11 protein-coding genes are annotated in these 12,776 nt (G+C 31.6%); all 11 read right to left on the bottom strand.

Annotated features, from left to right (window positions below; genetic code table 11):
* Positions 1-35 precede the first annotated feature (35 nt).
* On the bottom strand, positions 36-1,952 hold the full coding sequence (locus ACFQ0I_RS13100) for a glycoside hydrolase family 97 protein (RefSeq protein ID WP_379942956.1): 1,917 nt from the start codon (positions 1,950-1,952) through the stop codon (positions 36-38).
* A gap of 1,789 nt (positions 1,953-3,741) precedes the next feature.
* A complete protein-coding gene (locus tag ACFQ0I_RS13095) occupies positions 3,742-4,269 on the bottom strand; it encodes a hypothetical protein (RefSeq protein WP_379942954.1) in 528 nt (175 codons plus the stop codon).
* A gap of 154 nt (positions 4,270-4,423) precedes the next feature.
* A complete protein-coding gene (locus ACFQ0I_RS13090) occupies positions 4,424-6,145 on the bottom strand; it encodes an amidohydrolase (protein WP_379942952.1) in 1,722 nt (573 codons plus the stop codon).
* A 178-nt stretch (positions 6,146-6,323) separates the two neighbouring features.
* Positions 6,324-6,866, bottom strand: a complete 543-nt coding sequence (locus ACFQ0I_RS13085) for a DUF7010 family protein (protein ID WP_379942950.1) — start codon at positions 6,864-6,866, stop codon at positions 6,324-6,326.
* Positions 6,867-7,073: 207 nt separating this feature from the next.
* The gene (gene chrA, locus ACFQ0I_RS13080) at positions 7,074-8,195 is read right to left on the bottom strand and encodes a chromate efflux transporter (protein ID WP_379942949.1); all 1,122 of its coding nucleotides are present in this window, start codon (positions 8,193-8,195) and stop codon (positions 7,074-7,076) included.
* Between the two features lie 112 nt (positions 8,196-8,307).
* Positions 8,308-8,826, bottom strand: a complete 519-nt coding sequence (locus tag ACFQ0I_RS13075) for a hypothetical protein (protein ID WP_379942947.1) — start codon at positions 8,824-8,826, stop codon at positions 8,308-8,310.
* A 38-nt stretch (positions 8,827-8,864) separates the two neighbouring features.
* Positions 8,865-9,566, bottom strand: coding sequence for a hypothetical protein (locus tag ACFQ0I_RS13070; protein WP_379942945.1), 702 nt, complete (start codon positions 9,564-9,566; stop codon positions 8,865-8,867).
* Between the two features lie 62 nt (positions 9,567-9,628).
* Positions 9,629-10,210 carry a porin family protein gene (locus tag ACFQ0I_RS13065; RefSeq protein WP_379942943.1) on the bottom strand — a complete coding sequence of 194 codons (582 nt, stop codon included), beginning with the start codon at positions 10,208-10,210 and terminating at the stop codon, positions 9,629-9,631.
* Between the two features lie 180 nt (positions 10,211-10,390).
* Complete coding sequence (locus ACFQ0I_RS13060) at positions 10,391-11,320, bottom strand: ester cyclase (RefSeq protein ID WP_379942941.1); 930 nt, start codon at positions 11,318-11,320, stop codon at positions 10,391-10,393.
* A 162-nt stretch (positions 11,321-11,482) separates the two neighbouring features.
* A complete protein-coding gene (locus ACFQ0I_RS13055; protein ID WP_379942939.1) occupies positions 11,483-11,980 on the bottom strand; it encodes a GNAT family N-acetyltransferase in 498 nt (165 codons plus the stop codon).
* Between the two features lie 422 nt (positions 11,981-12,402).
* Entirely contained in the window at positions 12,403-12,774 is a 372-nt protein-coding gene (locus ACFQ0I_RS13050) for a TIR domain-containing protein (protein ID WP_379942937.1), read from the bottom strand.
* Between the last annotated feature and the right edge of the window lie 2 nt (positions 12,775-12,776).

Genomic DNA, 12,776 nt, shown 5'->3' with positions numbered 1-12,776 from the left:
ACATCCATTGAATGAATTTGGAGAAATTATGTTAATTAGAATTTCATAACAAACCCTCCGTATGGTTTCATTTTCACATTAACTTTTGAATTTGGTTTCATAATATTTTTAACAAAATCTTTTTCATTCTCTGAAATAATAAAACCATCTTTAGAAATAAACGAAAGATCAATTTCAAATTCCTTAGGTTCGTTTTCTCCATTGATACCAACAATAAACCAAGTGTCATCTTTTTTTCTTGCCATAATTATATCTTCACCTGGAAATCCTGAAATAAATTTTGACGTATCCCAATTAGTCGGAATGTCTTTTAAATAATCTATTACATATTGTGGTTGTTTGGCCATTCCTTCTGGGATCTCTGCAATATGTTGAATTCCTGATAAAAACAGAACAGGTAATGCTAATTCAAACCCTGGTGTAGTTTTTCTCGTAATATTAGGAATTGAGTCTAAAACCATAGGAGTAAAATCCATTGGGTCAAAAACATTTCGCGTAAAAGGCAGCATTGCACAATGGCTAGGTTGTAAATCGGCTGTTTCTTGAGTAAATGTTATAAATTCTTCTCCCTTAATAGCTTCAGTAGTCATTAAATGTGGGTAGGTTCTTTGCCAACCTCTTGGCAAGGTTGCTCCATGAAAATTAACCATTAATTTGTGCGTTGCAGCATCTTTTAAAATGGCGTGGTAATAAGCAATCATAGATTGTCCATCACCCCCAAAAAAGTCTACTTTTATACCTGCTACGCCCATATCGTTTAATTTTGTAAATTCTTTTATCCGGTCATTGTGCGTCAGTAATTTGCTTTTCGGATGATATGGAGTGGAGTTCCAAGAGCCTGATGAATTGTACCAAACTAGCACTTTTACATTTTTTGTGGCTGCATAAGTTGCTAAATCTTTTATTTTTTCATCACCAATTTTAGTATCCCAATCTGCATCTATTAGGCAATACGACCAGTTCATTTCAGAAGCATAATCAATAAATATTTTGGAAGTTTCGTATGTAGTAAAGTCATCTTTTAGTAAAACCCAGCTCCAAGAACTTAATCCACTTTTTATAAATTTAGTGTTTATTTCAATTGCCTTGTCTGCTACGTCTGTGCCTAAAGTGCTTTCCGTAATTGTATTCAAAGAACCCATTGAAATAATTCTCCAAGGGGTATACCAAGGTAATATTGACTCAGGATTTAAAGCTCCATTGGGAAAAATTTCTTCTTTTTGTGGGAATGAAACCTGCATTGCTTTTTCAGTTTCGTTGTAAAATAAACGTGTCCCACAATAATTTTCGTTAAGTCCAGTTTCAGAAACAAGAAGCCATGTATCATTCTTCTTAAAAAGGGCAGGATATACCCATCCTTCATTAATTGGTGACGGAGTATTTATTAAAACATCCATCAAGTAATGTTCTTCGTAAGATGGATTGGTGCTTTCCCATCCCGTTTTTGCTTTAGACATGGGTTGTAGCCAAGCTTTAGTGTCTTTTTCAAAGTTATATGTTGTTTTTTCTTCAACTATTTTTTTTGTTTCATTTGAACTCTCAGGAAAATGATATCTAAAAGCAATACCATCATCCGACAAATTAAAAATAATATCCATCAAACTGCCTGTATTATTTTCTAAATGCACTGTATATTGGTTTGCGGTATAGGAAATATCTTTTCTTTTCCCTTGAAGCATTGAGTAATTATCAGAAATATTTTTTGGGCCTGATACATTTAATATTTTTAGGTTATTATAGAAATTACCATCTTCCCTAATTATTCCTAATTTCGATGAGTCCAGAACTATTTTGCCTTCATAAAGTACCTTGTAAAATGGAGTGTTTTTAGAATCTAAATCAAAAACTAATTTAATTGTTTTGTTATGATTCTCAAATATTAATGCTTCTCTTTTTAAACTACATGAAATTAGTAGAAGTCCTGAAATGATGAGTATAATTTTAGCTTTCATATGTAAGTGTTTTAATTACACTTGTAAAGATAAAAGAATTTTAATAACGATTGTTTATTTAGTTGTTTTAAATGAAGTTATTTGATTAAATGAATATATTATTTACTTAGATTAATTATGAGAATACTAAAAAGCGCGTATGTTTTTAAACAACTTTATAAATTATAAGGCTTTAAAGTTAAAATTTGTGATTAAATTAATTTAAGAGATGAACTCATAACCGGAAGGTTATTGATTTGAGTCAAGTTTTCTCTACTAGAAATAGTAAGTGACTTAAGATATTAAGAATATTAAATATTTGACTTGGACAGAGGATATTTCGACTACTAAACTTCATATCAATCGAAAAATTTGGAATGAGTTAATATGACTGTCAATCAAAGAATAAGTAAACAGAATGAACGGATTGAAAAACTCAAATAGTCGGTGAATTCATAATAGAATCCACTAATTGTTAGATTGATTAGTGGCATTTTTATGTTGTTATTTAACACGCATTCCAGCACATTTCCATACATTTCGTAAAAACTACATTCCGGGAAAAGAGCTTTATTAAAAAAGATCTTGGACACAATCCCCACTTTTTACTTTTCATTCCGTTAACCCTTGCCATACCGAAACTTCTGGGTTGGAAAGGAACACTCTATTCCCAGAAAAAGCGTGAATTAAGTCCGCTTCATAGGAAAACATATTTATCTTTGTGTTCCACCTCCTATGCTTTTGTATTTCACAAAGAATTTAGGTTCACGTCCTGAGGCACAATTGCCATATCTTTTTTGGACAACAAAATAACAACATTCAGCTTATTGTAAGTAGGAGACTTTATCGCATTTGCTGATTGTTATGGAAAAGATGGAATTGTTTTCAGAAGCTATGAAATAATCTGAAGACGTTTTAAAAGAATATTTGAAAATATTTTCAAGGAAGTCTATAGTCGATTTTCAGGAAAAATTGAAATTACATCTGATAGATTTTCGTCTGAAATTATAAGTAAGCAATAATTTTCAGAGGGTGTCTAACCCGGAGGTCGGTTTTTGGAGTTAACTAGGGAAATTAAACCATTTAATTACTTGAATGGTTTTTTATTAGAATAGGTTCAGAATTTTATTGTTTATAATTGGTTTAATAGGGGTTAAGCTCACTTTTTGCATAAATTCAATAATTAGCATGCGTACCCGTATATACAGAAATGACATTTTATGACATGTTAGACCATTTAAAAAATAAAGAATTAAGAAAAAATTCTAATGTTCTTTTTTGGCAAACGGGAGGTTTTCCTGCTTATTTTCATTCTTCCAAGGAAATAATGTAGGAAAATAACAAGAGTTTGATTGAATTTGGTGCTATTTGTGTGTGTTTGGTATGCCTAAGTAAAAAAGTTCAAAATGTTTTAGCTATGTTGTACCTAAACAAAAAACCCAAGAATTAAAATCCTTGGGTTTCCCTTTGTTTACAAGTAGCGAGAGGGGGGCACGATCCCCCGACCTCCGGGTTATGAATTATGTAATCAATTTTTTACATTTTTCAAATGTCTCAAAATCAATTAGTTAAAAAATACAAAAATCAAAATCGTGTTCCAAAACGTGTTCAGTTTTGTGTTCACTATTGTTAATAAAAAATGATATGTAAATATAATAATTTAGTTTAATTATTATGCCATTTTTCATAACGTTTAAGTATGGGAAATTTAGTTGTAAAAGCTCTTTACTAATTAAATACATACAGGCTTCTTTGAAAATCATGTTATGGCTATGTTTTATAGCTTAGGTCTTTGTTGGCAAATCGTTTTTTATTTTACTTCAGTTATCGGTATTTCTTCTTCCTCAAAATCGTCTAAATCTATAGTCGGAGTGTTTTTTTCTTTTTTAGTTCTTAAGTCAGGACAATTTATTAATTCAGCTCTTTTTTTAAATTCCGATATAGTTTTGTTTTTCCAAGAATCCAAATTTGTAGAATCAATTTCGTCAAAGTCAAAATCCGCTTTATTCAGCTCCATTTTATCCCAAGTGTAAGAGCTTTTTAAAATAATTTTATCTTTAGTTTTTGATAAGACAATCAACGTGTCATTATTTATCATAAGCCGATTAGCAGAAGAATCAAAATCTGAAACAATGATTCCGTTGTCGATTTGTTTAACTTTATGAATCCAAACAATATCAGATTTATTTGAAAGCATAATTGTGTATTGGTCAGTTATTTTATATTCATAATAACTACCATCTTTATGGCATTTATAATAAGTTCCAATTATTTTATTTTGGCAAGAGGTCAGATATATTAAAAGAAAAAGAGCAAATATTATTTTTAGGTATTTCATTTCTCAAATATTTGCCAAAGTGTTTGTGTATGGAAATTTGCGTGTTTGTGTGCAAGTATTTTCCGAAGGAAAATCAGGTGAAAGCAAACAAAGCAACACACATTGGTTAAGCTAAAAATAGCAATTTTTTATTTATGGTGTTGTGCTTTCGTTATTATTCTGTTTTCTTGTAAACTACTTTACCATTAAAAATAGTCATGACAATTTCTGTATTTAAAATCTGATTTTCATCAACTGTCATCAAATCTTGATTGTAAATTGTAAAATCAGCAAGCTTGCCACTACTAATAGAACCTTTAATGTTTTCTTCGAAGGCGCCATAAGCAGCATCTAAAGTATACGATTTTAATGCTTGTATTCGGGTCATTTTTTGTTCTGACTCATAACCGTCTTCAGGAGTTCCTTTGAGTGTTTTTCGGCTTACACTAGCATAGAAACTAGCAATAGGATTAAGAGGTTCTACAGGCACGTCAGTTCCATTAACAATAGGAACACCACTCTGTAATAAATCTTGCCACATGTAGGCGCCTTCTTTGATCCGTTTTTCACCTAAACGGTCAATGGCCCAAGGTCTATCTGAAGATAAGTGTATGGCCTGCATTGCAGGAATTACATTTAATTCTGCAAAACGAGGAATGTCATCTGGATGTAAATGTTGAGCATGTTCAATACGGAATCTGTGATCCGCTCCTAACATAGACATTTCCTTTAAGGCAGATTCATAACGATCAAGAATTTCTCTATTCGCACGATCTCCAATGGCATGTGAACAAACTTGAAAATTGTTTTTAAGTCCTTTTATTGCTGTTTTATGTACAAAATCCATGGGAAGCGTTTCATGGCCAAAGTGACCTGGGCGATCTGTGTAAGGCTCTAAAAGCCAAGCGCCTCGTGATCCTAACGCACCATCACAACTTAATTTTATGGAACGTATAGTAAAACGATGGTCTGGATCTATCATAGGACCTTTTTCATACCATTCATTTAGCAATTCTTCACCACCTCTTAACATAGCATAAATTCTAATATTCATTTTTCCAGCCAATTTCATCTCGTCATATAATGCGATGGTTTTACTTGAAATACCTGCGTCATGAAAACTTGTTATACCATTTTTATAACATGCTTCAATTGCTAGATTAAAAGCTTGAATGTTAGTTTCTGGTGTATCTTCTGGAATATGCTTATAAATTATAGATTGGGCACGTTCATTGAAAATACCAGTTGGATTTCCAAATTGATCTACAATAACTTCTCCACCTTCTATTTCAAAAGCCTTAATTCCTTCTCTGATAAGACCATTAAAACCTGCAATTTCCATAGCCTTAGCATTTGCGAAGCCAGCATGACCGCTTGCATGACTTAAATAAACGGGATTATCTGGTGATATTTCGCTAAGCAAATGATGCGTCTGAAATCCTTTAACAACGTTTGCAGGCATACTATCCCATTTGCTTTGGTGCCAACCTCTACCAAGAATCCATTCGCCTGGTTTAGACGCTTTAACTTTCTCAGCAACAGCGTCTACAATATCTTGATAGCTACTTGTATTCATAAGATCAAGCTCTAATTCATTATAACCTAAACCCATAAAATGTCCATGTCCTTCAATTAAACCAGGAGTCATAGTCTTACCTTCTAAATCTATAAACTCCGTTTGTTCATTTTGATAGTTTTTGGCTTCCTCAAAACTTCCAGCAAAGAGAATTATATCGTTTTTTATTACAACTGCCTCTACTGTTGGCTGTGTAGAGTCGACTGTATAAATGGTTCCTCCATGAATAATCATGGTGCCAAATTCTTTTTCAAAATTAGCACATGAACTTAAAAAAAAGCAGACTAATATTATAGTTAAATTATAAAATTGTAGTGTCATAATAGTTGTAATTAGTTTTTGAAAGTTAAAGAAATGGTTAATTAATGTTTGATCTATAACTTAGTCAGAGTAATAGAGAATCTATCGTTTATTCTTACTTACATCTCATTTAAAATCAAACTGTAAGCTATGCCTAATTTGTTCTTGAAGTCGTTCTTTTCTGTTTTCTCAGTTCGCTTTAATTGGATTTTCTCTCCAATTTAATAATCAAAACTCCAAAAATAATTTCAACGATTCCACCTATTATTCCGCCAATATGAAATGGTTGATTTGAAATCAAACATAGCATACCAAATACGGTCAATAAAATGCCTAATATCCAATATACTTTCATTCCGTAAATCGATTGGAATACCAAATACCTTACGCCAATTATCATAAGCATCATTGGAAAAAACCATTGTTTTTCTATTTGGAAAATCGAATAAGCCATAAAAAGTCCAATAAACAGAATAGCAGTACTTTCAAAAGCCAAAAAGGCGAGTGGATTATTTTTTTGGTGTTTACCGGTTCTGTTAAATAACTTTGTAGAAAGTATCCCTAAAGGGTAGATTAACATACCGCCTAGAAAAAAAGTCAAAAGGCTCATTTCTTTTGTTGAATAAACTGCAACGACTCCAGAGACAAACCATACAATACTTGAAACTAACACACCTGTTCCACCTCCTACGTAGGCAACGCGCATATCTTTTTGTAATTCTTTAAAGGACAAATTCGGCATAATTTAATTTTAAAAATTCAATTGAAGTTTAGAGTTTTTTTGCATGAGGTACAATTGTTATGTGTTTGATTAGTGGTGTGATTAAGCACGGAAGTTAATAAATAAAAACCGAATAGAAAATCCGCGAGGATTTTCTATGTACACACAGACCCAAGCAATTAATTATACATGGCTTTGTTGTGCGCAGGCTTTGTTCTCTCAATGTTCTTAAATAAATGTCAACAAATAACCAATTATTGCACCACCCAAAACTATAAATGCACTATTCAGTTTTTTGAAAACAAAGACAACCACCAAACTTGCAATAGCAATTACGATTGTTCGCCAATCCGTTAATGTGTCTTGCGCCATTTCCATACAAACTGCAATTATCAATGCTACAGCTGCAATATTTACTGCATCCAAAAATGCACCTATAATATTTGATTTCCGCATTTTTGGTATCAATGGATTTAATATCAAAACAAAAAGAAATGAAGGAAGGAAAATTCCTAGCGTTGCAGCAAGTGCTCCCGTTATGCCGTTCATTTGCCAACCTATAAAAGTCGCGGTCGATAAAACTGGACCTGGCGTTATTTGACCAATAGCAATTGCGTCAATTAATACTTGTCTTTTCAGCCATCCATTTGCAACTAATTCTGTGTCGAGAAATGCAAACAAAACGTAACCGCTACCATATAGAATTGCACCAACTTTTAGAAAAGTCAAGAATATTTTAAATACTCCGATTTTTGAAGGGTCGGCTATTTGAAATAGTATAAGTGGTATAAAACTTTTTAAATTACCAGTATTTTTTTTGAAGAAATAAATACCCAAACCAAGTAAACCACAACCAAAAAGAGCAATTATTTCATTTACTCCGAATAAGCAAGCCACCAAAGTTATGATACCTAAAATTGCGAGTTTATAATTTTTTACCGCTTTTTTTCCAAGTCGGAAAGCTGCTAATACGATTATTGCAATAACTGCTGGTTTAATTCCATAAATGAATGGCTCAACTTTTGGCAATTGACCATATGCTTGATAAAGCCATGCAAAAACAGAAGTTATGCCGACCGCAGGAAAAATAAAACAAAATCCTGCAACAAAAAGACCTTTCCAACCTGCACGTTCGTGTCCGCAATGCATTGTCATTTCAGTCGAATTCGGACCCGGAATTAAATTGGTAGCACCAACAAGGTCGAGAAAGTGTTCTTGTGTCATCCACTTTCTTTTTTTGACTACTTCATCTTCCATCATTGCAATATGAGCTGCTGGACCTCCAAAAGCAATACTTCCTAACTTGAAGAATAATTTCGCAATTTGTTTTAGTTCATTTGTTTGAGACATTTCAATTTCAGATCAAATGTTCGATGTTAGCACAATTTTCAAGCTTGCGCACAACTCCCTTTGGTTAAGCACTAAACCGCAATTATTTTTAAACTGTGTTGTGCAACGATTTTTAATCTTTTATGAGTTGTTTATTTAAGATAAAATTAGTTGGTCTAATTTTTTTTCCTTTTCTGTCGTCAAAAGTCAATGTTAAATATAGATTATCATCTTTGACTGAATATTTCATTGAACTTTTTTCAATTTTATTTCTGCTGCTTTTGAAACTAATTTCAATTATCTGTTTCGAAGGTTTAACTTTGTATTTACCATCGATAGTAATTTTATTATTAGTTATTCTTAAATAACTACCATCTTCATTAAAAACAAAGTAATTATTTGAATTTTGTTTTTTATGGTATTCATTTATAGCATCTATATCCTTATACTTATCCTTGTACTTTTTAAGAAATTCAGGAATCATTTTTTTAAAATCTTCTGAATAAGAAAGGGAATCCGTAATAGTATTATAACTCAAAAGATGAGTTTCGATGCTTATCATTTTCCACTTTCCAACTAAAAAAGAATTTTTTTCTTGTGAAAAGGAAGAAATATAAATAAACAAAAAAAATATTTTAAAAATATGTTTCATTTGCGTAATATTTTTCAATGTCTTGTCCTGAAATATGGCTACAGGTTTTTTCTTTTTCTCAAAGCTTTAAAACCAAAATACCCAATCAATAGTAGAGTAATGACCAATAACCAATTATAGGAACTGTAATCCTTTTTTGATTTAGTTTCTTCTTTAGAAATTCTTTCTTCTTCCAGCTTTACTATTTCTATTGTTTCTTCAGCTTGTCTGTTTATAATTTTCCGAATACTATTATCATTTAATAATATTGGTTTTAATTCTGAAGGAGTTATTTTTCTATCTATTCTTTTTAGGTCAATTTCTAAACAATTAAGCTTATCTCTCTGTATTTTTTTTAATTTTTCTTCTGCAATAAAACTTGTAACAGCTATTTCAATCAACCATTTTTCATTCGTTTGAGGGTTTTCAATTATAACATCTGGAGTGTAATCAAATAGTAAAACTTCAAGTTCAGATTTTGAATAGTTAAAAAAAGTGTTTTCAAACAATTTTATTGAATTGTTTTCTGTTACAATTTGTTTAGCTAGCAGGTGAAGAGCAGTTTCAATTCCTCCTTTACATTCAGAATCGACCTCATGTCTAAAGTGTATTTCTCTTTTATTGTTTTTATTATTTATGGCAATTAATTTCTCTCCACATTCGGTACACAAACATTTGCATTTCAGACCATTTTTTACATTTGAGATATGAACAATCTTTTTAGTCCCAATTTTTTCTCCTAATGTTATTTTTGCACTCATTTCTCAAATTGTTGCCAACGTTTATCTTTACTTTATAACTATTAATAAAGTAGTTATTATTTTTATAATTCTAAATTATATCCAATACTCAACTGAATAACTGTATTCGTCGCATTTATATCAATATCTCTGAATGGATTGGTTTGTTTATACTCAACCGCAATTAATTCATTGAAACCTTGGTATAAGTTAAGTTCAATAAAAATTCTTTTTATATCAATTCCAACCCCTAAATTCAGTCCATAGTCCAAAGATTTTAAGTCGCCAAAATCAATTTCTTTCTTTTTAGTATCAATTAGAAAACCAACTTGGGGTCCAAACAACAAATATGGTTTGTTGAAAAATTTAAAGTTAAGAGGAATATTTAGATACGAAGTTTCATATTTAATATTATCGTCAAAATCTTCTCTGTCTCCTTGTTGAGAAAATAAAAGTTTTGGTCTGAAGGCAATTTTTTCTGTGAATCGAAATTCATATAATCCTCCAATGTGGAAACTAAATGAATTACTGCCTAAATAACCTGATTTTAAAAATCCATTAGATAATGAGGAACCGTTAATTCCGGCAAAAACTCCGATTTTATCTTGAGAAGAAACATTATATGAAAACAGTAATATTAATCCAATAAGTAATGTTTTTTTCATTGCGTAAAGTTTGTTTAAATTGTTTGCAACGTTTTCCTTTAGTTTGTTATAAATATATTTATATAGAGAAAGAGGAGAACTAAGTTAGTAAAAGAAACCGAACCAGTAGGAAAATCCGATAGGATTTTCCGAGTACGCACAAACTGAGCAATTGGTTATACACGTTGGCTGCTGTTATTTTTAGTTCGTTCCAACTTCTAATTGTCGCTTATATTCATTCTCATCAAAAGAACCAGTAGATTTTTGGATTAATCCCTTATTATTAAGAGTCCATTCTTCAAATCCGCTAATTTTAACTTTATTTCCAGTTCCGTTAAGTCCGTTATTTGTACCAGTAAGCGTCCAATAAAATTGAGTTTTATCTGATTTGGTTTTAAGACTGTCAAGTGAAACAATCATATCTGGAAAAGCTTCCATAAATCCTTTAGCTACATTAGTAATTCCCAATGTGCCTTTCGCTGGTTCTCCATTATTGACTGTTAATTCACCATCTTCTGCAAAAAAGGAAGACACGAAATTTGGTCTTTGACTACACCAAGCTTGAGCATAACCACGAGCGAATATTTCTAAATTATAATTCTTTTGTTCTTCTGTAAGTTCTTTTTTAGTCCAAGAGATATTGAGTATTTTCCATTTCCCATTTTCTTTAATGAATGTAAAATGATTTACTTCCCTTGATTGAGGAATTCCCCATCTATATAAAATGCAATCAGCTCTTGCAAGAGCTATCTGACCTTCTGTAATTATTATGTCATAGGCATTAGGTATTTCGCAGTAAGGACTACGTTCTCTCTTTTCAATACTTTCAAAGAAATCATTAATTGCTATTTCTGAATTAGACCAAGTTCCATCTTTTAAACTGCTTATTCCAAGCATTGCTTTATCAGACACCATCGAATCCAATGCCGAAACGTTATAATTTCCAGCATTGAATAACAATTCGTTGATAGTTGTTTTTATTTTTTCTTCATCTGGATTCAATTCTGTTGCCTTCGTTTCGGTCGGAACATTTTTAGATAATTCGGAATTGTCGTTTTCTTTTTTACAACTTATAACAAATGCACCAATTGTGATAAATGATATTATTCCATATCTCAATTTTCTATTCATAATTGGTTTTCTTTAATTGTTGCCAACGGTTATGTTTATGGAAAGTTGCGTGTTTGTGTGCGAGGATTTTCCGAAGGAAAATCAGAAGCTAGCAAACAAAGCAACTTACATTGGTTAAGCTAAAAATAGCAATTTTTTATATACCGTGTTGTGCTTTCGGCTTTATTTTGTTTTATAAATGACTCCTTTATTTCCTTCAAAATCAAAGTCTCGATTATATTCAAGTCCAATTTTTTCAAGTACTTTGATAGAAGCTTTGTTTTTTTTCATTGCTCGACCTATAATTTCGTGTAATTTTAGTTTGCCAAGTCCATACTCAATGCAGGATTTTGCAGATTCAGTTGCATATCCTTTATTCCAATATTTTTTAAAAAATCGGAATCCGATATCATATTCATTTAGTTCTTCAGAGAATTTAAGTCCACACCAGCCCAAAAATTCATTATTTTCTTTATTAATTACTGCCCATCTTCCTAATCCGAACTTTTTATAATGGTCATAATTTTCTAAAAATAATTTTGAACTATTCAAATCAACAAAAGGTTTGTCTCCTGTATATTTCAAAACGTCTTTATCGAGATTTAGATGATAAAAAAAATCTGCGTCATTAATATTTAATTCCCTCAAATAGAGTCTTTCAGTTTCTATAATTTTCTCCATACTTTATTTCGAGAATTAGTTTTTTAGCTGTCTTGTCCTGAAATATGGCTACAGGTTAATCCCGAAGCTTCAGGATCAGTTTGAAAGGTTCTGAATACCGTCTGATTACTTTGTCATTTTTATACATAATGTTTAAAATTATGTAGCCTTATTTCAGGACGGGTCAAAACTATGCACTTCGGTTTGTGTATGAAGTGTTGGGCATTTCGAAGCACTTCATTTTCAGTTTACCGTAAATTTTATTTATAGCTCTAAAATCCATATTAAACACTTGCTATACAGTGATTTATACGCTTTGTTGTGTGCCCGTGCTTTCTTTTTAGTCAGCATTGAGACAGCCATACTCTTTGACAAGTTTTGGCTCGTGCGGTTGGCTTTTTGAGCGACTTGGCAATTTGTATGGATGCTAAGGGTTGGCTTTATTAAAGTGAATCAATAAAGTCCTTAATATTGTCCCAAGTCCATACTTTAGTATTCACTCCTGCAACGTCAGTTCGGTCATTCGAGTAAGCCCAAATTCCTCTAACTTTTTTACCTTCTTCTTTTGCACATTGGATTTCCCATTTTTGTCCGCTTGAAGTCAATGAGTTTTTGCTTACCAATGCAATTACTCCATCTGAACGTTTAATTCTTGTTCTTACTTTTTCTTTCCATTCTGAATCGTATGCTTTTTTAACCGACATATCAATGTATTCGAATGGTGATTTAGTGTTTAAAGATTGTCCTTTCAAAAGGTCTCTTTGTTTCTCGTCTTCTATTGCAAAAGCAATAAATACTACTTTTTTATCTGCCATAA

It is taken from the genome of Mariniflexile aquimaris (assembly GCF_042676825.1).
In the GTDB taxonomy this organism is placed as follows: Bacteria; Bacteroidota; Bacteroidia; order Flavobacteriales; family Flavobacteriaceae; genus Mariniflexile; species Mariniflexile aquimaris.
Note: the sequence above shows the minus strand (reverse complement) of the source record. Positions and strands in the feature narration are given on the sequence as shown.

Excerpts from the sequence above, each read along its gene's own strand:
- ACFQ0I_RS13100 (WP_379942956.1), bottom strand. The coding sequence starts at position 1,952 with ATGAAAGCTAAAATTATACTCATCATTTCAGGACTTCTACTAATTTCA.
- ACFQ0I_RS13095 (WP_379942954.1), bottom strand. The coding sequence starts at position 4,269 with ATGAAATACCTAAAAATAATATTTGCTCTTTTTCTTTTAATATATCTG.
- ACFQ0I_RS13090 (WP_379942952.1), bottom strand. The coding sequence starts at position 6,145 with ATGACACTACAATTTTATAATTTAACTATAATATTAGTCTGCTTTTTT.
- ACFQ0I_RS13085 (WP_379942950.1), bottom strand. The coding sequence starts at position 6,866 with ATGCCGAATTTGTCCTTTAAAGAATTACAAAAAGATATGCGCGTTGCC.
- chrA (WP_379942949.1), bottom strand. The coding sequence starts at position 8,195 with ATGTCTCAAACAAATGAACTAAAACAAATTGCGAAATTATTCTTCAAG.
- ACFQ0I_RS13075 (WP_379942947.1), bottom strand. The coding sequence starts at position 8,826 with ATGAAACATATTTTTAAAATATTTTTTTTGTTTATTTATATTTCTTCC.
- ACFQ0I_RS13070 (WP_379942945.1), bottom strand. The coding sequence starts at position 9,566 with ATGAGTGCAAAAATAACATTAGGAGAAAAAATTGGGACTAAAAAGATT.
- ACFQ0I_RS13065 (WP_379942943.1), bottom strand. The coding sequence starts at position 10,210 with ATGAAAAAAACATTACTTATTGGATTAATATTACTGTTTTCATATAAT.
- ACFQ0I_RS13060 (WP_379942941.1), bottom strand. The coding sequence starts at position 11,320 with ATGAATAGAAAATTGAGATATGGAATAATATCATTTATCACAATTGGT.
- ACFQ0I_RS13055 (WP_379942939.1), bottom strand. The coding sequence starts at position 11,980 with ATGGAGAAAATTATAGAAACTGAAAGACTCTATTTGAGGGAATTAAAT.
- ACFQ0I_RS13050 (WP_379942937.1), bottom strand. The coding sequence starts at position 12,774 with ATGGCAGATAAAAAAGTAGTATTTATTGCTTTTGCAATAGAAGACGAG.